Genomic DNA, 21,893 nt, shown 5'->3' with positions numbered 1-21,893 from the left:
TGAGTTGAGGGGCGGGGACCGCGCCGCTAGGGTGCGGCCGCTTCCACGCCCTCAGCAAAGGCCGCCATGCAGCAGGACAAGCCCACCTTCACCGACCAGGAAGCGCTCGATTTCCACCGGCTGCCCCAGCCGGGCAAGATTGCCGTGGCGCCGACCAAGCCCATGGCCACCCAGCGCGACCTCAGCCTGGCCTATTCGCCGGGCGTGGCGGTTCCAGTGCTGGAGATCGCTCGCGATATCGACCTGGCCTACGACTACACGTCCAAGGGCAATACGGTCGCGGTCATCTCGAACGGGACGGCGATCCTGGGGCTGGGCAACCTGGGGCCCATGGCCTCCAAGCCGGTGATGGAAGGCAAGGCGGTTCTGTTCAAGCGCTTCGCCGACGTGGACTCCATCGACGTGGAGGTCCAGGCCACCGACCCGGACGAGTTCGTCACCGTGGTCAAGAACATCGGCGCCACCTGGGGCGGCATCAATCTGGAGGACATCAAGTCCCCCGAGTGCTTCGAGATCGAGAGCCGGCTGCAGGACCTGCTCGACATCCCCGTCTTCCATGACGACCAGCACGGCACCGCCATCATCTCCGCCGCGGGCCTCATCAACGCCGCCGAGATCGCGGGCAAGAAGCTGGAGGACCTGAAGGTCGTCCTTTCCGGCGCCGGGGCGGCGGGCCTGTCCTCCATCGGGCTGATGAAGGCCATGGGCGTGCGCCACGAGAACACGGTCATTGTCGACCGCGACGGCGTGGTCTGGAAGGGCCGGCCCAACGTCGACCAGTGGAAGGGCGCCCACGCCACCGACACGCCCCACCGCACCCTGGCCGAGGCCATGGTCGGCGCCGACGTGGTCATCGGCCTGTCGGCCAAGGGCGCCATCACCCAGGAGATGGTCGCCTCCATGGCGCCCAATCCGATCATCTTCGCCATGGCCAATCCGGACCCTGAGATCACGCCCGAGGAGATCGAGGAGGTCCGCTCCGACGCCATCATCGCCACCGGGCGCTCGGACTACGCCAACCAGGTCAACAACGTCCTGGGCTTTCCCTACATCTTCCGCGGCGCCCTGGACGTGCGCGCCCGGCGCGTGAACCACGAGATGAAGATCGCGGCGGCCCGCGCCCTGGCCCAGCTGGCGCGCGAGGACGTGCCGGACGAGGTGGCCGCCGCCTACCGGGGGCGCAGGCTGAAGTTCGGGCGCGACTACATCATCCCCACGCCCTTCGATCCTCGGCTCATCTGGTACATCCCGCCCTTCGTGGCCCAGGCCGCCATGGACACCGGCGTGGCCCGCCGGCCCATCGAGGACATGGACGCCTATCGCGAGACGCTGCGGCGACGTCTCGACCCCTCGGCCGCCCTGATGCAGAAGGTCTCGGCCGCCGTGCGCGCCCGGCCGAACAAGCGGGTGGTCTTCGCCGAGGGCGAGGAGACCTCCGTCATCCGCGCCGCCTGGGCCTTCAAGCAGCAGGGACTGGGCACGCCCATCCTGTGCGGACGCGAACACCTCATCGAAAAGAACGCCGCCGAGGCGGGCCTGCCCTTTGACGAGCTGGGCATTGAGATCATCAACGCCCGCCTGTCCGACCGCAACGCCGAGTACGTCGACTATCTGTACCGCCGTTTGCAGCGGAAGGGCTTCCTTCGCCGCGACGTGCAGCGTCTGATCAACGTCGACCGCAACAGCTTCGCCGCCGCCATGGTGGCCCTGGGCCACGCCGACGCCATGGTGACCGGCGTCACACGCGCCTTCGACCAGGCGCTGGCCGACGTGCGCCGGGTCATCGACGCCAACGGCCGCGTGACAGGCCTGTCGGTGGTGCTGGCCAGGGGACGCACCCTGTTCGTGGCCGACACGGCCATCACCGAGTTCCCCACGGCGCGGCAGCTGGCCGATATCGCCATCCAGGCGGCGCAGACGGTGCGCACCCTGGGCATCACGCCGCGCGTGGCCTTCATGTCCTACTCCACCTTTGGCAACCCCCAGGGCGAACGGGGCGAGCGGGTGCGCGAGGCCGTGGGCCTGCTGGAGGACGAGGGCGTCGACTTCGAGTTCGAGGGCGAGATGCCGCCGGATCTGGCGCTGAACGAAGAGGCCCGCTCCGCCTATCCCTTCAGCCGGCTGACCGCCGACGCCAACGTGCTGGTCATGCCGGCGGTGCACTCGGCCTCGATCTCCACCCGCCTGGTCCAGGCCGTGGGCGGCGCCGCCGTGATCGGCCCGCTGCTGATCGGGCTGGAGAAGTCGGTCCAGATCGTGCCGCTGGGCGCCTCGGTCAGCCGCATCCTGACCGCCGCCACCTTCGCGGCCTACGACGGCGGCGCGGGCGAGGTCTGATCTTCGCTCTTCGCCGCCAGGGCCTGCACGGCGGGCTGGCGTCTGGCCACGTAGAAGGCCAGCAGAATGGCGAAGACGCCGATCACGGTCGAATAGAGGAAGAAGGTGAAATAGCCGGCGCCCAGCCCCTGGGGCGTGACGCCGCTTGTGGCCGCGCCCTGGGTCAGGGACCCCTGCGGCAGACCGTTGAACAGCCCCTTCAGCGGCGCCAGCACTCCGCCCTCATCGGCGGCGCGGGCCGAGCTCTCGATGATGCGGCCCGACTGGGTGGCGATGATCTTGCCAGGCAGGGCGTAGAGCGACGTGAACAGGGCGTACTGCGTCGCGGTAAACCCAATGGAGGTGAGACTGGACATGTAGGCGATCAGCGCTGTGCCCGCGATTCCGGTCGCCACGTTGTCCACGCCAATGGCCACGAACAGCGCCGACAGGTCATGACCTCTGGTCGCCAGCCAGGCGAAGATGAGGTTGGACAGCGGGCTCATGAAGGCGCCGATGACCATCGCCCGGATGAGGCCCAGGCGCGCCACCATCCAGCCGCCCACGAAGATGCCGACCGAGGTGGCGACGACCCCGAAAACCTTTCTCACCTCGGCGATCTCGATCTTGGAGAACCCCAGGTCCTGGTAGAAGGGGTTCATGATGTTGAGGACGAAATCCGCCAACCGGTAAAGGCAGATGAGCGCCAGGATCGGCAGCGCCAACTGGCCGAAGCGGACAAAGAAGTCCTTCAGCGGGGCTCCGAAGGAGCCGGCGAGATAGGCGCCGGGCCGGGTGCGGACGCCAGGCAACGGCCAGCAGGCGGCGGCCAGAAGCGCGAAGCCGCCGATCACGAAGGCGAACTGAATCAGAACCCCGGTCACGTCGCCGCTTTCGAAGCCGGCCGTCGCCGCCGCTCGGCCTCCTTCGCCGAGAAGGCCGCCGAACGCCCAGAGCAGGGCGTCGGCTGAGTCTGTGAGACCCGAGCCGATAACGATCGCGGCCACGGCGATAAGGATCAGCCGCACGATCCACTCGACCACTTCAAGGGCCGGTCGCGACGGCACGTCGCCCACCGGGATCGGGCGGATCACATGCTGTTTCTCGCGCGGCGCCATGAGGACGCCCACGACGCCCAACCCCATCAGGGCGGCCATGACCGCGTAGGAGAGGTTCCAATTGTAGAGCTCGGCCAGGACCAACGGAACGGCGCCGGCCACGATCATGGCGACGCGATAGCCGAGCTGATAGGCGGCCGCCATGGCGCCTTGTCTCTCGTCGTCGGAGACCTCGATGCGCCACGCGTCGATGGCGATGTCTTGGGTGGCGCCGAAGAAGCCCACGATCACCGCGAAGACGGCGATGGGCACGAGCCCCGATTGGGGATTGGCCCCCGAGATCAGCCAGAGTCCGAGAATAATCAGGAGCTGGGTCGCGAGCATCCACGAGCGGCGGTGCCCCAGCCACTTGGTCAGACCCGGTATGGCGGTGCGGTCCAGCAGGGGCGCCCATACGAACTTCAGCGCATAGGTCAGGGTGGCCAGGCCGAAGAAGGCGATGACCTCCAGGGTCACGCCGGCGTCTCTCAGCCAGGCGGTCAACGTGTCGAATATGAGCAGGTTGGGCAGGCCCGAAGCGAAGCCCAGGATCAGCATGACCAGACTGCGGCGCTCACCGTAAACGCGGAGGGAGTCCCACCAGCCCATGCGGGCCTCGCCAGCGGATTCGGACATCTAGGTGCGATCCCCTAAGGAGCGGCGGGGCGCCCCTCGCGCCCGGCTCAATCAGGAGGCCAGCTTTACCCGCCCGTCACGGTTCGTAAAGCGCGCCAGCGCCGCACGCAGCTGGTCGGCGTCCACCGGCTTGGTCAGGAAGTCGTCCATGCCGGCCTCCAGGCAGGCGCGCCGGTCTTCGACAAAGGCGTTCGCCGTCAGCGCCACGATGGGCGTCGTGTCATCCCGGGCGCGCAGGGCGCGGGACGCCGAGGGCCCGTCCAGGCCGGGCATGCGCATGTCCATCAGGATCAGGTCGAAGCGCGTGCGGGCGCAGGCGTCCAGCACCTCCTGCCCCGAGCCCGCCGTCTCGACGACGCACCCTTCGCGCCGCAACAGGGTCTTGGCCAGGAGGGCGTTGACGGGATTGTCCTCGGCCAGCAGCACCCTCAGACCCAGGCTGCGCTGGGGCGCGATGCGCTCATCCTCGCGCTCGCTCCGGGCGGCCGGACCCGAGCGGCCCAGCGCCGCCAGCACCCGCTCCGCCAGGGACGAGCGGCGCAGGGGTTTGATCAGATAGCCGTGGAAGCCTCGTCCCCGGTAGCGCACGATCAGGTCCCGGTCCTGCGGCTTCAGCAGGATCAGGGCGCGCGCGCCGCCCGCCGGCCGGTCGGCCAGCCGGCCTCCGCCGGGGTGGTCGATCAGCACCACGTCCGGCTCGCCCTCCAGGGCCGCGCCGCTGGCGAGCGCCTGGGCCTCGGCGGCCCCGGCGACCAGGGGATCATCGCCGATCACCGTGACTGTGATCCCCTCCAGGGGCTGTACCCGGGGGGCAGCGTCCGGACACGCGTCGAAGTCGGCCTCGAAGCGGAAGCGGGCCCCGCCGACCGGTGCGTCCTCCACCGCCAGTTCTCCGCCCATGGCCGCCGCCAGCTTACGCGCCACCGCCAGGCCCAGCCCCGTGCCGCCGTATCGGCTGGCGTCGGAGGGGTCCACGTGGCCGAATTCCTCGAAGATGCGCTTGCGTGCCTCGGGCGGCACGCCGGGCCCCGTGTCATCGACGATGAAGGCCAGCCTCGGCCGCGCGTCCGAGCCGCCGGTGCGGATGACCGACAGGGCCACCCCGCCCATCGGCGTGAACTTCACCGCATTGCCGGCCAGGTTGAACAGGATCTGGCGTAGGCGGCCGTCGTCCGCCAGCACCACCGGCGCGGCTGGGTCGACCGCCCATACGATCTCCAGCCCCTTGTCGTGCGCCTTGGGGCTGAGCAGTTCGGCCACGCCCTGAAGCAGGCGCTCCAGATCGACGGGCGCCGGTTCGATGTCGAGGCAGCCCGCATCCAGCCGGGCGTAGTCAAGCAGATCGTTGACCAGCCCCAGCAGGTGTTCGGCCGACTCGCGCGCCGCCGACAGATAGGCCGTCTGGGCGCCGTCCAGTCGGGTTCGGGCCAGCAGGCCCAGCATGCCGATGACCCCGTTGAGCGGCGTCCGCATCTCGTGGCTCATCAGGCGCAGGAAGGCGTCCTGGCCCTCGCCCGGGGTGGATTTGCCCTTCGCCCGCTCCCGCTTCGCCATCCGGCCGCTCCCGCTCGCGAATCGAGGTTGGCCGCGATCCGTTAACGCCCGGTCAAATCTCGGAAGCGCCGCGCGGAAATCAGCGCCGGCGACCCAGGAACAGGCGATCCCGCGACGGATCAGCCGGTCCGCCTTGGGCCAACTGCCCCACATAGATGTCGGGCAGGCCGTCGCCGTTGAAGTCGGCCACCTCCACCGCGATGGACGATCCCGGCAGCTCGGCGTTGGTCATCACTTCACCCGTCACGTCGGTGAAGCGGCCCGTGCCGTCGTTGGCCCAGACCTTGAGCGAGCCGCCGTTGCCGCGCACCAGGTCAAGGTCGCCGTCGCCGTCCAGGTCATGGAACAGGGCGTCCAGCGTCAGCTCCGTCTCCTGGGGCAGCCGGTCGGTGGCGTTGGAGAAGCGGCCCGAACCGTCGTTCAGGTACAGGTGGTCCTGGGGAGCCCGGCCCTGCCAGGAAACGTGGGCGAAGAACAGGTCGAGATCGCCGTCCCCGTCGACGTCGCCCACCGTCACCTTGCGCGCCTCGACATTGCCGGGGACGGGCAGGCGCGCCCGGCTTTCATCGGCAAAGACGCCCCGGCCGTCGTTGATCCAGAGCGCGTGGCCGCCCTCGAGCCCGAGCACCAGGTCCAGATCGCCGTCACCGTCCGCGTCGAAGAACTCGCCGTCCTGGGCCGTCGCCGCCTCGCGCGGGATGCGGGTCTCGGTCTCGTCGCTGAAGCGCCCCCGGCCGTCGTTGATAAGCAGGCGGTCCTGCGATCCGCCGATCAGGGCCAGGTCCAGGTCGCCGTCTCCGTCCACGTCGGCGTGGGCCACGGCGTTTGCGACGGTGTCGGGCAGCTGGCCGTAGATGCGCTCATAGCCGTCGCCGGGGCGCCCGCGCAGATACTGGTGCACGTTGCTGCGGCCCAGCATGATGTCGTCCTCCACGACGATCATCAGGTCGGCCAGGCCGTCGCCGTCGAAGTCGGCGATGGACACGTCCTCGGAGTCCTTGTCGTTCAGCTGCGCCTGCACGTGCGGAGGCTTGACCAGCTCCTCGGCCGGGATGGGCGGAAACGGGGTCTCGGCCATCGTGAAGCGGCCCTGCCCGTCATTGATCATGATCTTGGACGGGGCCCACTCTCCCGGCAGCACGACGTCGAGATCGCCGTCGCCGTCCAGGTCGTGCGCTACGGCGTCCATGCTGCGCCGGGGCATGGCGTCCAGACCCGGCAGGTGCGTTTCGGTCACGTCCTCGAAACGGACCCCGAAACCCTCCGTCGCGGACTGCGCCTGACAGGCGCCGCCCATAAGCGCCAGCACCGACGCCGCCATCAGCAGCCGCGAAACCTTGGTCATGAAGTCCCCTCCCTTGGCGCGCGCTCGCGCATCGCCAAGGCAACAGCCGTCACAGCCGCACGGCAAGACCGCCGCGCATTACATTTCCGACAGGAAACCGCCTCTCAGCCTAGGCCTGCATGGTCCAGCCCTCGACGCCCATGGCCGCCTGGCGCAGGGCTTCGGAGCGGGTGGGATGCGGGTGGCAGATGCGCGCCAGATCCTCGGAAGCGCCCGAGAACGCCATCAGCACGCAGGCCTCGCCGATCATCTCGCCCGCCTGGGGCCCCATGACGTGCACGCCCAGAACCCGATCGGTCTTGGCGTCGGCCAGGAACTTCACGAAGCCGTCGGTCTCGTGATTGATCTTGGCGCGGCTGTTGGCGACGAAGGGGAACTTGCCGACCCGGTACTCGACGCCCGCGGCCTTGAGCTCCTCCTCGGTCTTGCCGACCCAGGCCACCTCGGGCGCGGTGTAGACGACGCTGGGCACCAGATCATAGTCCACATGTCCGGCCTTGCCCGCGATCAGCTCGATGCAGGCCACGGCGTCCTCTTCGGCCTTGTGCGCCAGCATGGGGCCGTAGGTGACGTCGCCGATGACCCAGACGCCCTCGGCCGAGGTCTTGAAGTGGTCGTTGGCGATGAAGCCCCGTTGATCGGGCGTGACGCCCACCGTCTCCAGCCCCAGGCCCGCCGTATAGGGGCGCCGCCCGATGGCCACCAGAACCACGTCGGCCTGCAGCGTCTCGGCCGCGCCCTCGCCCTTGGCGGGCTCCAGCGTCAGGGTGACGCCGTCCTTGTCGGCCTTGGCGGCCGTGACCTTGGTGCCCAGCTTGAAGGTCATGCCCTGCTTGGTCAGGGACCGCTGGAAGGTCTTGGCCACCTCGGCGTCCATCCCCGGCGTGATGCGGTCCAGGAACTCGATGACCGTCACCTGGGCGCCCAGGCGACGCCAGACCGAGCCCAGCTCCAGCCCGATAATGCCGGCGCCCACGACGGCGAGCGTCTTGGGGACGGCCTGCAGGTCCAACGCGCCGGTGGAGTCCACCACCTTGCCCTCGACGAACTCGACGCCGGGCAGCGGCGTGGGCTCAGACCCCGTGGCGATGACGATGTTCCGGGTCGAGAGCTCCGTCTGCCCCTCAGGGGTCTCCACCACGACCTTGCCGGGCCCGGCGATGCGGCCGCGCCCGCGCACCCAGTCGACCTTGTTCTTCTTGAACAGGAACTCGATGCCCTTGGTCAGGGCCCCCACGCTCTCGGCCTTGGCGGCCATCATCTGCGACAGGTTCAGGGACGGAGCGACCTCGATGCCGATCTTGGCGAACTCGCCGCCGGCGGCCTCGTACAGCTCGGACGCGTGCAGCAGGGCCTTCGACGGCATGCAGCCCACATTCAGGCAGGTCCCGCCCAGCGTGCCCCGCATCTCGACGCAGGCGGCCTTCAGGCCCAGCTGCCCGGCCCGGATCGCGGCGTTGTAGCCGCCCGGTCCGCCGCCGATGATCACCACGTCATAGGTCTGCTGGTCCGCCATGGTCGTCCGCCTGTCTGAAAAAGCGCGCGGACCATAAGCCCGGGCTTGCTCAGGTCAATGTAGGGACGATCAGGCTGGGTTTCAGGCTGTGTTTCAGGCCGTTTCGTAGAGCGAGCGGCGGCGCTTCCGGCGACGGCTCAGCGCGAAGACCAGCACGCCCACCACCGCCAGCCCGCCCAGGATCAGCCACAGGGGATCGACGCCGCTCTCGGCCACGGCGGTTGAGCGCATGGCCACGTCCGCCTGCGCCGCCGCGCTTCGGCCGTCCAAAGCGATCTTTAGGAAGGCGTCGGCGGCGAAGCCGAGCAGATAAGCCACGAAGGCCCTGGGATTGCCGTTGCCGAGGAGGAAGGCGCTAAGCGCATAGAGCGCCGCCGCTGCGATCCAGACGACGCCGAGGGGCAGATTGGCGCCCTTGTCGGACGCCTCGACGGCCGCGCGCTCTATGGCCATGTCCTGCCCGCCCAGCAGGGACGCCGCCAGGGGCCAGACCAGCCAGGCGGCATAGGCCAGCACCACCAGGGCCAGCAGCCAGCGTAACAGCTTCATGGCGTCGCCTCCGGGCTGTGTGGCGGCGAGGTTAACCCGGTTTCGCCGATCAGGCCACGTCGGCCACGCGCTCGCCGCCGCCGTCCGCCCGATCCGGCAGAGGCAGGTAGATGCGCGCCGTCGTTCCCTCGCCAGGGCGGCTGTTCAGAGTCAGGGCGCCGCCCGCCTGCCGGGCAAAGCCCAGCGCCTGGGACAGGCCAAGGCCCGCCGCCCCCTCGCGCGTGGTGAAGAAGGGCTCCTGGGCCCGGGCCAGCTCGTCGGCCGCCATGCCACGCCCGTCGTCGGCCACTGCGAGGCGAAGATACCGGCCCGCCGGCAGCCCCGCCGTCTCGCCGGCTTCCAGCGTCACCTCGTCCAGCCGCACCTCCACATGACCGCCACCGGGGTTCAGGGCCTGGGCGGCGTTGTCGACCAGAGCCTCAAGGGCGGCCTCCATCTGCACCGGATCCACGTGGGCGTTCAGCGGTCCGGCCACGGCCTGCACCCTGACCGAGGCGCCCGAGGCGCGGCGGCGCAGGGCCGGCTCAAGCCCGCGCACGACGGCGGCGGCGTCGATGGCCGGCGCGTCGGCGTCCTGGGCGCGGGAGAAGGCCAGCATTTCGCGGGTGACGCGCTCTCCCCGGCGCCCGGCGGCCAGGGCCGCCTCGGCCAGGCGGCGCACGCGGGCGGGATCGTCCGCCTGGCGCAGCAGGGTCTCCAGGGCGTCGACCACCACCTTCAGCATGTTGTGGAAGTCATGGGTCACGCCGCCCGCCAGGCGGCCCACCTGCTCCATGCGCTGCGACGCCTGCAGGGCCTCGTCGGCGCGGCGGCGCGCGGTCTCCATCTGGGCAAGGGCGGAGCGGGCCTCCTCGGCGGCGGCCGTGGCCGCGTCGCGCTCGGCCCGCACGGCCGTCAGGGTGCGGTTCAGCTCGTCCAGCTGGGCCAGGTGTTCGGGATCGGCCTCAGGCGCCTTCGCCTCGACCAGGGGATCGCCCGCCAGCAGCAGGGCGTCGACCGCTTCGGCGCCGTCCAGCTTCAGCGGCAGCACGCGCCAGGCGATCCCGTTGGCCTCCACCGCCTCGTCCAGACGCTGGCCCGACCGGGCCGCGGCCATCAGGGCGTCGCGCAGACGGCCCCCCGCCCCCGTGGCCTGGGCCATGTCCTTGCCGGTCCAGTCCTCCAGCTCTCCGCCCAGACGCTCCAGAGCCGTGCGGTTGATGTCGACGATTTCGCCCTCGAGCGTGACCACGGCCAGCAGGCTGGCGGCGGCGTCGAAAACGCGGCGTGTGGCGCTGGCCAGGTCGCCGCCGGTGGGGTGGGCCAGGCCTTCGATTTCGACCAGGGCCGCGGACGAGCCGATGATCTCGCCCTGGACGTTCTCGATGGGCTCGGCGGTGACCGAGACCAGCATTCTCTTACGCGTGTTGGGATTGGCCATGATCTGCTGAAAGCCCCGCACGGTCTGGCCGCGCAGAGCCCGGGCGTTCGGCAGCAGGTCCGGCGGAATCTGACGGCCGTCCGGATAGGTGATGCCCCACGTCGCCGAGTGGAATCTCAGGCCCAGAAGCTCGGCGTCGCGGCGGCCCAGGAGCTGCTGCGCGGCGCGGTTGGCGAAGGTGAACTTGCCCGAGGCGTCGGTCTCGACCAGGGCCACGGGAATGGCCTGCAAGGTTTCGGACAGGCGGCGCTCGGCGGTGTCGGCGCGGAAGGCGGCGTTCTCGGCGTCGCGCGTCGCATTACGGGACCGCGCGGCCCAGCGGCCCGCCGCCGCCATGGCCATCAGGCCCAGCACGCTCATCACCAAAGCGACCAGGCCGAATACGAGGGCCCAGTTCACCTCGCCTTGCAACAACATCGCTCAAACCTCGCGTCCAGGCCCTTGGCGCTGCAAGAGCCGGACCGGAGCGCCCCACTGGAAATGTTCCTAAATGAAACGGCGGCGCGAATCGAGATCGCCCGGGAGGCGAAGGCGCAAATGTCGCCGACGCGCTCAGGCCGCAAACGGCCGCGCCGCGAGCGGTAGCGCACGAAACCGCGCTCAAGCAGGGAGGCTCCGCGAGCCGACCGGTAGCGCCACTAATGAAGGGAAGTTCGACTGGAGCGGGCGAGGCGATTCGAACGCCCGACCCTCACCTTGGCAAGGTGATGCTCTACCCCTGAGCTACGCCCGCGCTTCAGTCGAGGGCGGGCGTATAGCGGAGGGGCTTGCGGTCCCGCAAGCCCCTTTTCGCTGGAATCAGCGCGGGGCCAGCCGGATCGCGCCGTCCAGCCGAATGCACTCGCCGTTGATGTAGACGTTCTCGGCCAGGTGCAGGGCCAGCGCCGCATAGTCCGCCGGCGTGCCCAGCCGCTTGGGGAAGGGGATCATGGCCGCCAGGGCGTCCTGAACCTTCTGGTCCATGCCGGCCATCATCGGCGTCCACATGATGCCGGGCAGGATCGTGTTGACCCGCACGCCGTCGTTCATCAGGTCGCGCGCCATGGGCAGGGTCATGGCGTAGACGCCGCCCTTCGAGGCCGAATAGGCCGCCTGGCCGATCTGACCGTCCTGGGCCGCGACCGAGGCGGTGTTGATGATCAGGCCGCGTTCGCCGTCCTCCATGGGATCAAGGGTCAGCATGCCCGCCGCCGACTGGCTGGCGACCCGAAAGGTGCCGAACAGGTTGACCCGCACGGTGCGCTCGAACTGGGCCATGTCGTGGGCCTTGATCTCGCCCGTGTCCTTCTTGCGGCTGGCGGTCTTCTGGCCCGTGGCGATCCCGGCGCAGTTGACGGTCAGGCGCTCCTGGCCGTGGGCGGCGCGGGCCTTCTCGAAGGCGGCGGCGACGGAGGCGTCGTCGGTCACGTCCACCTGGCAGAAGACCCCGCCGATCTCGCCGGCCACCTGCTCGCCGCGCTCGGCCTGCAGATCGAAGACGGCGACCTTCACGCCCCTGGCGGCCAGGGCCCGCGCCGTGCCCTCGCCCAGGCCCGAGGCGCCCCCCGTGACGACTGCGGCGATCGATCCATCGAGTTTCATGGCGGAAGTCCCTATGTTCGGCGGGGCGCTGGAGAGTTGCGCCTGAATAAGCTTCGGGGTGTTAGCCGCGATGACCGCTAAAGCCAAATCCCTCCATGAGGCGCTGGACCCCTCGCGGGCGCTGGTCCCGCACGTGCAGCGGGTCAACGAAGTGCGGGTCAAGTCCGGCTTCTGGCCCAAGCTGACCCGGAACCTGTCGCGCCTGCCCTTCGCCGACCGGCTGCTGTCGGTCTGGTACTGCGCGCGAGACCCTGAGACTCCCGCCCCCGCCAAGGGCGTGATGCTGGCGGCGCTGGCCTATTTCGTCCTGCCCGCCGACGCCATTCCCGACGTGCTGGCCGGTATCGGCTTTACCGACGACGCCGCCGTGATCGCGGCTCTCATGTCGGCCGTAGGCGCCTCGCTCAAGCCGCGCCACCGCGACCTGGCGCGTGAGGCCCTGCGCCGCTTGGGCGAGCCCTAGCCCCGCATCAGCGGCCCGAAGCGCACCCAGTTGCGGCGCAGATCCATCTCGACCGTGGAGAAGCCGCGAATGACGTCCGCGCCGAGGATCAGCGCGGGCCGGTCGGACATCTCCCACACATCGAAGGTGTGCAGATCGGCGAACAGCACGGGATGATCGACGAACTCCGCTGTTCCGATCCCAAGGCTGCGCACCACCGCCAGTCGGCCGGGCGCCGTCTGGCCCGTGGCGCCGATCAGGGGCACGTTGAACTCGCGGCGCTCAGGGTCGGGTCTGCGCGTATGGATCGCCTCGAGCAGGGCGCGATTGCCAATGGTGTACTGGCTGCCCGTATCGATGAAGGCTTCCGCCTCGACGCCGTCGATCCGCGCCGGGATGACCGTCAGCATGCCGAACTTCTGGCGGCCCTGGATCAGGCCCGGCGGCGGGATCCGGGTGCCGAAGCCGGATCCTCTCAGGACCCGCACGCCGCCGCCTCGCCCGTCGATCAGCAGCCGACCGTTCACGTGATCGAACACCAGCCGGTAGTAGCCCAGCACATCCAGTCCCAGCAGCCCGTCCGCCGCCAGCCGGGCCTGGGGAAAGGTCGGCGCCAGTATGTTGCGGAACAGGCCCTCGCCCAGCCTCAGACGGGCGATCAGCGCCGTCGGCGCGGCTTCGGCCGCGGCCAGCCCGTGCACCAGGGCTAGCGGCCCTTCAGGAAGGCGCAGCTGCAGCGCCAGCTGCTGCGAGATCGTCGTCCGGTTGGCGCCGGTATCGACCACGAACTGGAAGGGGCCGCGCCCGTTCAGCATGACCGCCGTGCTGAGGCGAGTCTCCACATTCGGAAGCAGGGCCAGCGCCTGATCCAGCTCGGAGGCCGGCTGATCAGCGGGCGGCGGGACGTCCTGCGCCGCGGCGACGCCTGCGACGCCCCACGCGCCCAAACCCAGCACCAGACCGCGTCTGGATAGCGCCGCCCGACAGGTCATCGGCCGCCCTTGCGAATATCGCCCCCTTTCCGGAGATTAACGGGACGGGGCGAAAAATACAGCCTAGCTCCTCGGCCTCGGTGAGGGGAGGCGAGCGTGCGCTGGGTAGCATCTGCAATCATTCTGGCGGCGCTGTTGACGTCCGCTCATCCTGCGTCGTCTGACGAGACTGGCGCCGTCGCGGTCTACGAGGCCGAGTGGTTCGCCGAGTTCCGGCCCGCCAACGCCTGGGACATGGCGCAGCGGGTGCCGGGCTTCGCGGTGCAGGACGGCGAGGCCGTTCGCGGCTTCGCAGGCGCTTCGGGCAATGTGGTCATCAACGGCAGGCGGCCCAGCAACAAGGCCGAAGCCCTGGAACTGGCTCTGCGCCGCATTCCCGCCGACCAGGTGGCCAGGATGGAGCTGCGCCCCGGCGCAGAGTTCGGCGCCGACCTTCAGGAATGGCCGCTCGTTCTGAACGTGGTGCTGTCGCGCGGCGAGAGCTCCACCTCCGGCTCGGCCGAGGTCTACCTCCAGCACGTCTACACCGGCGACGTGGGTGGCGGCGTGAACGTCTCCAGCCTGATGCGGCGCGGCGCCCACGCCTTCAACCTGTCCTTCCGCTACGACAACCGGCGCAACTCGGACGACGGCTACGACGAGTTCAGCCTGCCGGGCGGACCCCTGATCGAGCGCAAGTGGAAGACGAACGAGTACGACCGCCAGGAGGCGTCCCTCTCCGCGGACTGGGCGCTGACGGGGGGCGACGGCTCGACCTATCGGATCAACGGCAGGCTTTTCGGTTGGCGCCAGCCGCTGACCCACAACGCCTTGGTCAACCGCCCGGACCTGTCGGGCGATTTCCAGCCGATCCGGCGCGACGCCATCGACCAGGACTTCAGCTTTTCGGGCGCTGAGGCCGGAGGCGACCTGTCTCGCCCCGTCGGCGGCGGGACCCTGCGCTGGGTCGGCCTTGTCCGACGCGAACAGTATCTGGGTCCAGAGGCGTCGTACCGGCGAACACTGGGCGGCGCGCTCCTCGACGGCGTGGCCCAGGAAGTGGACAACCGCTCGTTGGAGGCGGTCGGCCGCGCCAGCTGGGCGCACACGGATCTGTTCGGCGGCGCCTTCGAGGCGGGCGGCGAACTGGCCTTCAACGGGCTGGACAGCGCCGTGGACCTGTTCCTGATCAACAGCTCCGGGACCCGGACGCCCGTCCCCCTGCCGGCCGCCGACGTGACGGTCGAAGAGCTGCGCGGCGAGGCCTTCGTCAGTGGCGGCCGGCGGCTGTCGCCGCGCCTCACGGCCGAATGGCGCCTGGCGGCGGAAACCTCGACCCTGACCGTCTCGGGCGGGGCGTCGGCGGAACGGACCCTGACCTTTTTCAAGCCCCGCGCGGCGCTGGAATGGCGGCCGAACGACCTGTGGCGCACGCGCGTGGCCGTCGAGCGCCAGGTCAGCCAGCTGAACTTCGACGACTTCGTCACCGTGGCCGAAATCGCCAACGACCGCGTCTCCACCGGCAACGCCGAAATCGAGCCGGAGCGCACCTGGCGGCTGTCTCTGATGGGCGAACGGCGCCTGTTCGAGCAGGGCAGCATCCGCGCCACGCTCAACCTGGATCACGTGCAGCGGGTGGTGGACCGGGTGCCGCTGGGACCCGGACAGGATGCGCCCGGCAACCTGGGCGACGGCCGCCGCATCGGACTTGACGTGCAGGCGGGCGTCCCGCTCGGGCCTTTGGGCATCCCGGGCGGCCGCTTCGACCTGCGATGGCTGGTGCAGGACTCGGACGTGACCGACCCCTACACGGGCCTTGACCGCTACTTCTCGTCCGAGGTTCCGTGGTTTCTGACGGCGCAGTTCCGCCAGGACCTGGCGGGCGGCGACTGGGCCTGGGGCGTCGACTACATCGCCGACGGCGCGAACGAGAGCTACCGGCGCAACGAGATCGACCGCTTCGACACGGACAACTACAACTTCGGCGCCTTCGTCGAACGCCGCCTGGGCCGCATCACGGTGAACTTCAGCGTCGACAACATGTTCAACCGGCCGATGGAGCGGCGCCGGCGCTTCTATGATCCGGACCGCTCGACGCCCGATCCCTTCCTGCGAGAGGACCGCGCCCGCTGGCAGGGCCGCACCTACTGGCTGTCGCTCAAGCGCACCTTCGGGTGACGCCTCACCCGTGCGGGTGGGCCGCGGCATAGGCCGCCAGCAGGCGCGCGGCGTCCACCTCGGTGTAGCGCTGGGTCGTGGACAGGCTGGCGTGACCCAGCAGCTCCTGGATGGCGCGCAGATCCGCCCCCGCGCCCAGCAGATGGGTGGCGAAGCTGTGCCTCAAGGCGTGCGGCGTCGCCGTCGAAGGCAGGCCCAGCCGCCCCCTCAACCGCTGCATGGCCGCCTGGACATGGCGCGGCGACAGCGGTCCGCCTCGGGTGGCGCGGAACAGGGGCTCTCCGCCCGTCAAGGGCCAGGGGCAGGCGGAGGCATAGGCGGCGATCGCCTCGCGCACGGCGGGCAGCACCGGGACCAGCCGCGTCTTGCCGCCCTTGCCAGTGATGCGAAGCGTCTCGGCCTCCAGCATGTCAGGCGTCAGCGACAGGGCTTCCGAAATCCGCAGGCCGCAGCCGTAGAGCAGGCTAAGGACCGCCTGGTCCCTTGATGCCAGCCAAGGCTCCTGGTCGGGATCGGCGGCGGGTTCGTTGAGGAGTCCCCGCGCCTGGTCTTCGGTGACGGGCCTGGGCAGCCCCGGCTGCAGCCGCGGGCCGCGCACCAGGGCGATGCCGGCGCAGGGCGTGTCCAGCCGGCGGTCAAGAAAGCGGTGAAAGGCGCGGATGGCCGCAAGGGTCTGGCTGATCGATCGGGCCGAGAGGCCGCCGTGTTCCGGCCTGCGCCGTTGGGCCAGATGGGCGCGCACCTCGGCCGCCGTGGTCTGGCCCAGCGTGGTCAGGCTGACGGGCTCGCCGCGATGCTGTTCAAGAAAAGCGAGGTAGAGCCGACCGATGCGGCCATAGGCCTCCACCGTGCGGGGCGAGGCGCGGCGCTCGTGGACCAGGCTGTCCAGAAAGGCCCTGAGCGCCTCGTCGCCGGTCATGCCGCGTCGGGGTCCAGGATCGGCCAGCGTTCGACCATGCGCTCGGCCACGCGGGCGAGGAAGGCCGCCAGCTCGCACCCCATATCCCGGGTGAAACCCTCCGGGTCCGACGAGCCGAAGGCCACCAGCGCCGGGCGCACCGGCGAATAGGGGGACAGACGCACCAGGGCGACGCTGCTCACCGCCTCCACCGTCTGGGGCGGGAACAGAACCTCGGGGCGCGGGACCGGACCCAGCCAGGTCAGGCCGTTTTCGCCCAGCAGGCCGTCCACGTCGCCCGACTCCAGGGGACGCCAGCCGAAGGGCACGCCGCCCGGTTTCTCGATCAGCAGGGTGGCGCCCGCCAGGCCGAAGCGGGCTTGGGCGGCGGCGTCGAGCCGGCGCGCCAGATCGGTGTGATTGCGCGCCTCCATCAGGTCCAGCGCCGCCACGTGGGTCTGGGCCTGCGCGGCGAAGTTGGCCCGGGCCACCTGCTCGATGGCCTTGCGCGCGGCGCCCTCCCGCTCGATCACGGCCTCCAGCCGCGACAGGGCGGCGGGCCCGAAGTCCACGACATTAGGGCCTGTGCGCTTGAGACCCAGCGTCTCCAGAAGGGCCCGGTCCGCCAGCAGATGCTCGGGCTCGACCTCAAGAAAGTGGCGCACCTCCGGCCACGCCGGTCCCCGCACGCTCTCAAACAGATCGCCCGCCGTCTTGCTCACGCTGAACGCCCCCAATCAGGGCGCGACCGCTCAGAGGATCGACTGCCCCGTCTTGGCCCAATCGGCCAAGAATTGATCAAGCCCCTTGTCGGTTAAGGGGTGTTTGACGAGGGCGCGGAAAACGTCGGGCGGCAGGGTGGCGGCGTCCGCGCCCGCCAGGGCCGCCTCCCGCACGTGCGCGCCATGGCGCAGCGAGGCGGCCAGCACCTCGGTCGCGAAATCATACCGGTCGTAGACCTCGCGGATGTCCTGGATCAGCTCGGCGCCGACCCCGCCGTGATCGTCGACCCGCCCCATGAAGGGCGAGACGAAGGTCGCCCCCGCCTTGGCCGCCATCAGCGCCTGGGCGACCGAGAAGCAAAGCGTCACGTTGGTCTTGATGTTCAGGTCCGCCAGGGCGCGCGTGGCGCGCAGGCCGTCCCAGGTCAGGGGCACCTTGACCACCACGTTGGGCGCGACGCCGGCCAGATGGCGGCCCTCGGCCAGCATGCTCTCGTAGTCGGTCGCGGCCACCTCGGCTGAGATCGGCCCCTCGACGAGGCGGCAAATCTCGGCGATGACCTCGGCCATGGGACGGCCGGACTTGGCGATCAGAGTGGGGTTGGTGGTGACGCCGTCGACCAGGCCGGTCTGCGCCAGCTCGGCGATGACGTTCACCTCGGCGGTATCGAGAAAGATCTTCATGGGGGGCGTTCTACTCCGCCAACCTCAATGCGGATAGCCGCCGTCCTGTTGCCCCTGCCGGTCCCGGAAGCGTTCGATTACGCCGTACCCGACGGCATGGCCCTGGCCGCCGGGGATCACGTGCACGTGCCGCTGGGGCCGCGCCTCGTGCGCGGCGTCGTCAGCGAGGTCCGCGAGCAGACCGGCTCGAACCGGCGGCTCAAGGCGGTGGCTGAGCGGCTGGACGAAACGCCCCTGCCCCCCTCCAGCCTCGAGTTCCTGGAGTGGGCGGCGCGCTGGACCCTGACCCCGCCCGGCGAGATGGCGCTGCTGGCCTGGCGGGGCCTGCGGCACGGCGCTCCGAGGGCCGAGCGGATCATCCGGCGGGTGGGGGGGCGGCAGCCCGCCCGGATGACGCCGGCCCGCCAGGCGGTTCTGGAAGCTGTCGGCGCGGGCGCCTCTACAGCGGTCGAGCTGGCGCGCCGGGCCGGCGTATCCACCGGCGTGGTCAAGGGGCTTATCGACGAGGGCGTGCTTGAGTCGGCGCTCGTTCCGCCGCCTCAACCCCAGCAGCCCGACCCGGATCGCCCGGGCGCGGCGCTGAACCCGGCCCAGGCGGCCGCCGCCGATGCGGTCGCCAGGCGCATTGAGGACCGGGCGTTCCGCCCCATCCTGCTGGACGGGGTCACCGGCTCGGGCAAGACCGAGGTCTATCTGGAGGCGGCGGCCCGGCTGCTGAAGGCCGAGCCGGGTGCGCAGGTTCTCATTCTGCTGCCGGAGATCGCCCTCACCCAGGCGGTGATCGGGCGCGTCGCCGCCCGTTTCGGCGCGACTCCCGGCGAATGGCACTCCGGCGTTCCCGGCCCGCAGAGACGCCTGCTGTGGGAGGCGGTCGCCTCGGGCGAGCAGAAGATCGTGGTCGGCGCGCGCTCGGCCCTTTTCCTGCCGTTCAAACGCTTGCGCCTGATCGTCGTCGACGAGGAACACGACGCCTCGTTCAAGCAGGAGGAGGGGCTGATCTATCACGCTCGCGACCTGGCGGTGGCGCGGGCGCGCATCGAGGGCTGCGTGGCGTTGCTCGCCTCGGCCACGCCCTCGCTTGAGACGCTGTGGAACGCCGAGAGCGGCCGCTACGACTGGCTCAGGCTGTCCGCCCGTCACGGCGTCGCGCGCCTGCCGGCGATGCGCCTGATCGACATGCGCAGCGACGGGCCCGAGCGCGGGCGCTGGCTGTCGCCGGCCTTGGTCGAGGCCATGGGCGAGACCTTCGCGGCGGGCGAACAGACCCTGCTGTTCCTGAACCGGCGCGGCTATGCGCCGGTGGTCCTGTGTCGCGCCTGCGGACAGCGGCTCACGGCCCCGGACACCGACAGCTGGCTGGTCGAGCACCGCTACACCGGCCGGCTGGTCTGTCACCTGACCGGCTTCTCCATGCCCAGGCCCAGGCATTGTCCCCATTGCGGCGCCGAGGACTCCCTGGTGTCCGTGGGCCCGGGCGTCGAACGCATCGAGGAGGAGGTGGCCGAGCGCTTTCCCGAGGCGCGCACGGCGGTCTTCTCCTCGGACACAGCCCCGGACGGCGCGGCCGCCCGGCAGCTTGTCGAACGGATGGCCAGGGGCGAGATCGACGTCCTCGTCGCCACCCAGGCCGCCGCCAAGGGGCACAACTTCCCCAATCTGACGTTGGTGGGCGTGGTGGACGCGGACCTGGGGCTGCGCGGCGGCGACCTGCGGGCCGGCGAGCGCACCTTTCAGCTGCTGGCCCAGGCGGCGGGCCGCGCGGGCCGGGCCGACAAGCCGGGCCGGGCCCTGATCCAGACCTTCATGCCCGAGCATCCCGTCATGCAGGCCCTGGAGCATCTGGACCGCGACGCCTTCATCGAGGCCGAGATGGCCGAACGGGCCCAGGCCCGCATGCCGCCGCACGGACGCCTGGCGGCCCTGGTCCTGTCGTCCGAGAACCCCCAGGCCCTGGAGGAGACCTGCCGCCAGCTGGCCGCCCAGGCCCTCAACGCCGAAGGCGCGGAGATTTACGGCCCCGCCGACGCGCCGCTGGCCCTGGTCCGCGGCCGCCGCCGCAAGCGGTTCCTGGTGCGGGCGGACCGGACCGTCGACGTCCAGGCCCTGGTCCGCGAGTGGCTGAGCCGGGTGAAGATTCCCGCCTCGGTTCGGCTGAACGTGGACGTGGATCCCTACAGCTTCCTCTAGGCTCCCGTCTGCGCGCCTTGTTCCGGCCGCCATATGGGCGCATAAGGAGGGCGTCGATCTCTTTGCGTAACGCCGCCGTCTCTCTTTGCTACGCGCTCTGAGGTCTAACGCCGCTCCATTCAGACCCGACAGCCGAGGTGGGATTTCCCCACCGGCAAACGCCAACAGGAGGTCTGAAAATGGCTACTGGCACCGTGAAATGGTACAATTCCACCAAGGGCTACGGCTTCATCCAGCCTGAGTCCGGCGGCAAGGACGTCTTCGTCCACGCCACTGCGCTCGAACGCGCCGGCCTGCGTCACCTCAATGAAGGTCAGCAGGTTACCTACGAACTCGAGCGCGACAGCCGCTCGGGCAAGGAATCGGCCGTCAATCTGCAGGCCAGCTGATCCCACGCCGGAATAAGGGGCGGGCCGCTCGGCCCGCCCCGACCCGCCCGCAAGGGCCCCCAACTTGGAGAAGACCCCATGGCTGAGGAAGGCTTCATCCAGATGTATGTGCGCGACTTCACCCTGATGGCCGCGCGCGCCGAAACCGGCCAGGACGTGGAGGCCGCGCTGACCCGCCGCGTGCGCGAGGCGCGCGACCATGCCGTGATCATGGACGCTCGCAAGACGCCGGGCCACCTCGACGCCGTCATCGAGCGCGTGCGCGAGGAGTCTCAGCGCAAGCTCTTCCCGGGGCGAGGCCCCGACACCCCCGAGGAGCGTCAGCGCCGCGGCGATTTCCTGACCCGCGTCGCGGAGATGCTGGGCGCCTAGACCGAAATCGGTTGAGTTGGACCCACTCAAACGAAACTCAGATTTCGGTCCAGTATGTTAGCGAGAGCCTGAGTCACGGCCCCGGCGGAACCGCGAAAGCGATTCCACCTCAACCGATCAGGCTCTAGCCTGCCAGCGCCGCTCCGAGGCGATCCGCCGTCTCCGACGGATTAAGCAGGGGAAAGAAGTGCCCCTGCCCCTCCAGAACCTCGACCTTCACCCCCGGCGAGCGCGCCACAAGGTCGGGTCGGCTGGTGGTCGAGCGCACGGACCCACAAATCACCGTCGCCGGAACCTGTAGCCGCCGCAGCGCGCGCCAGACGCGGTTGCCCTGAGCGGCGAAATTGGCCGCCTCCCAAGCCGGCGCGCACGCCAGTTCATAGGCCCCGCCGTCCGTCAGTCGAAGGCCGTCCTTCAGATAGTCCTTCAGCGTCTGATCGGCCCAGCCCTTGAAGGCCCCGCGACCCCGATAGGCGGCCAGGGCCTCGCCGGGCGAAGCGAACACGGACCTGCGCTTCAGCGCCCCCTTCACCACCGGCGCCTTTTCCGCGGCGCGGTCGAACAACGGCAGCGACAGCAGGAGGTCGCGCCGGGGCGTCCAGATCACCGGATCCAGCAAGACCAGGGCCCGCGCCAGATCGGGCCTTCGGCTGGCCGCCAGCAGACTGACCGTCCCGCCCATGGAGTGGCCGGCCAGGACCGGCGGCCGGGGACAGGCGGCTTCGACGAAGGCGATCAGATCATCGGCGTGGGTGCGCCAGGACCGCAACCGCCCATCGGGCAGGGGCAGTTCGGTGCGGCCATGCCCGCGCAAATCCACGGCCAGGATGCGGTGCGTCTTGGCCGGCGTCGCCAGCAGATTGCGGTAGGTCGAGGCGTTGAAGCCATTGGCGTGGACGAACACCAGGTCGGGGGCCCGGTCCCGAGGCCCGAAATCCAGACAGGCCATGCGGCCGTCCGGCAGATCGATGAACCTTTGAACGGGGCGCGGCGCGCGAACAACCATGACCGACAGCTAGGGCGCCGCCCATTCGCG

18 protein-coding genes and 1 tRNA gene are annotated in these 21,893 nt (G+C 70.1%); 6 read left to right on the top strand and 13 right to left on the bottom strand.

What is annotated here, in order from left to right:
* Positions 1–66: 66 nt before the first annotated feature.
* Positions 67–2,337, top strand: coding sequence for an NADP-dependent malic enzyme (locus Q0812_RS07545; protein WP_302109714.1), 2,271 nt, complete (start codon positions 67–69; stop codon positions 2,335–2,337).
* On the opposite strand, the gene Q0812_RS07540 is transcribed toward Q0812_RS07545, so the two are convergent.
* The 8 genes from Q0812_RS07540 to Q0812_RS07505 all read right to left on the bottom strand — a co-directional run bounded on the left by Q0812_RS07540 (position 2,310) and on the right by Q0812_RS07505 (position 12,014).
* Positions 2,310–4,049, bottom strand: coding sequence for an AmpG family muropeptide MFS transporter (locus Q0812_RS07540; RefSeq protein ID WP_302109713.1), 1,740 nt, complete (start codon positions 4,047–4,049; stop codon positions 2,310–2,312). The genes Q0812_RS07545 and Q0812_RS07540 overlap by 28 nt on opposite strands.
* 51 nt (positions 4,050–4,100) lie before the next feature.
* A complete protein-coding gene (locus tag Q0812_RS07535; RefSeq protein ID WP_302109712.1) occupies positions 4,101–5,603 on the bottom strand; it encodes a response regulator in 1,503 nt (500 codons plus the stop codon).
* Positions 5,604–5,682: 79 nt separating this feature from the next.
* Positions 5,683–6,948 (bottom strand): FG-GAP repeat domain-containing protein, encoded by a 1,266-nt coding sequence (locus tag Q0812_RS07530; RefSeq protein WP_302109711.1) that lies wholly within the window; start codon positions 6,946–6,948, stop codon positions 5,683–5,685.
* Between the two features lie 109 nt (positions 6,949–7,057).
* Positions 7,058–8,464 (bottom strand): dihydrolipoyl dehydrogenase, encoded by a 1,407-nt coding sequence (gene lpdA, locus Q0812_RS07525; RefSeq protein ID WP_302109710.1) that lies wholly within the window; start codon positions 8,462–8,464, stop codon positions 7,058–7,060.
* Positions 8,465–8,557: 93 nt separating this feature from the next.
* Positions 8,558–9,013, bottom strand: coding sequence for a hypothetical protein (locus Q0812_RS07520; RefSeq protein WP_302109709.1), 456 nt, complete (start codon positions 9,011–9,013; stop codon positions 8,558–8,560).
* A gap of 49 nt (positions 9,014–9,062) precedes the next feature.
* Entirely contained in the window at positions 9,063–10,850 is a 1,788-nt protein-coding gene (locus tag Q0812_RS07515; RefSeq protein WP_302109708.1) for an ATP-binding protein, read from the bottom strand.
* 241 nt (positions 10,851–11,091) lie between these two features.
* Positions 11,092–11,166, bottom strand: a tRNA-Gly gene (locus Q0812_RS07510).
* A gap of 65 nt (positions 11,167–11,231) precedes the next feature.
* Entirely contained in the window at positions 11,232–12,014 is a 783-nt protein-coding gene (locus Q0812_RS07505; RefSeq protein ID WP_302109707.1) for an SDR family NAD(P)-dependent oxidoreductase, read from the bottom strand.
* A 70-nt stretch (positions 12,015–12,084) separates the two neighbouring features.
* Here Q0812_RS07505 and Q0812_RS07500 point away from each other — a divergent pair, with 70 nt between their 5' ends.
* A complete protein-coding gene (locus tag Q0812_RS07500; protein ID WP_302109706.1) occupies positions 12,085–12,477 on the top strand; it encodes a YkvA family protein in 393 nt (130 codons plus the stop codon).
* Here Q0812_RS07500 and Q0812_RS07495 read toward each other — a convergent pair.
* Positions 12,474–13,448, bottom strand: a complete 975-nt coding sequence (locus Q0812_RS07495; protein WP_302109705.1) for a retroviral-like aspartic protease family protein — start codon at positions 13,446–13,448, stop codon at positions 12,474–12,476. The two genes, Q0812_RS07500 and Q0812_RS07495, sit on opposite strands and share 4 nt — an antisense overlap.
* 96 nt (positions 13,449–13,544) lie before the next feature.
* Here Q0812_RS07495 and Q0812_RS07490 point away from each other — a divergent pair, with 96 nt between their 5' ends.
* The gene (locus tag Q0812_RS07490) at positions 13,545–15,605 is read left to right on the top strand and encodes a TonB-dependent receptor (RefSeq protein WP_302109704.1); all 2,061 of its coding nucleotides are present in this window, start codon (positions 13,545–13,547) and stop codon (positions 15,603–15,605) included.
* A gap of 4 nt (positions 15,606–15,609) precedes the next feature.
* On the opposite strand, the gene Q0812_RS07485 is transcribed toward Q0812_RS07490, so the two are convergent.
* Genes Q0812_RS07485 through fsa form a run of 3 tightly spaced genes read right to left on the bottom strand, consistent with a single transcriptional unit; the run spans position 15,610 to position 17,909 of the window.
* Positions 15,610–16,524 (bottom strand): tyrosine recombinase XerC, encoded by a 915-nt coding sequence (locus tag Q0812_RS07485; RefSeq protein ID WP_302109703.1) that lies wholly within the window; start codon positions 16,522–16,524, stop codon positions 15,610–15,612.
* Entirely contained in the window at positions 16,521–17,225 is a 705-nt protein-coding gene (locus Q0812_RS07480; RefSeq protein WP_302109702.1) for a DUF484 family protein, read from the bottom strand. The genes Q0812_RS07485 and Q0812_RS07480 overlap by 4 nt, the downstream gene beginning before the upstream one ends.
* A gap of 30 nt (positions 17,226–17,255) precedes the next feature.
* Positions 17,256–17,909, bottom strand: coding sequence for a fructose-6-phosphate aldolase (fsa, locus tag Q0812_RS07475; RefSeq protein ID WP_302109701.1), 654 nt, complete (start codon positions 17,907–17,909; stop codon positions 17,256–17,258).
* A 27-nt stretch (positions 17,910–17,936) separates the two neighbouring features.
* Here fsa and Q0812_RS07470 point away from each other — a divergent pair, with 27 nt between their 5' ends.
* From Q0812_RS07470 to Q0812_RS07460, 3 genes are all read left to right on the top strand, one after another.
* Positions 17,937–20,096 carry a primosomal protein N' gene (locus Q0812_RS07470; protein WP_302109700.1) on the top strand — a complete coding sequence of 720 codons (2,160 nt, stop codon included), beginning with the start codon at positions 17,937–17,939 and terminating at the stop codon, positions 20,094–20,096.
* Between the two features lie 179 nt (positions 20,097–20,275).
* A complete protein-coding gene (locus Q0812_RS07465; RefSeq protein ID WP_302109699.1) occupies positions 20,276–20,485 on the top strand; it encodes a cold-shock protein in 210 nt (69 codons plus the stop codon).
* 78 nt (positions 20,486–20,563) lie between these two features.
* Positions 20,564–20,857, top strand: a complete 294-nt coding sequence (locus Q0812_RS07460; protein ID WP_302109698.1) for a hypothetical protein — start codon at positions 20,564–20,566, stop codon at positions 20,855–20,857.
* A 124-nt stretch (positions 20,858–20,981) separates the two neighbouring features.
* Here Q0812_RS07460 and Q0812_RS07455 read toward each other — a convergent pair whose 3' ends face one another.
* Positions 20,982–21,863 carry an alpha/beta fold hydrolase gene (locus Q0812_RS07455; RefSeq protein ID WP_302109697.1) on the bottom strand — a complete coding sequence of 294 codons (882 nt, stop codon included), beginning with the start codon at positions 21,861–21,863 and terminating at the stop codon, positions 20,982–20,984.
* Between the last annotated feature and the right edge of the window lie 30 nt (positions 21,864–21,893).

It is taken from the genome of Peiella sedimenti (assembly GCF_030504955.1).
GTDB lineage: Bacteria > Pseudomonadota > Alphaproteobacteria > Caulobacterales > Caulobacteraceae > Brevundimonas > Brevundimonas sedimenti.
This window is presented reverse-complemented; position numbering and strand designations above follow the sequence as displayed.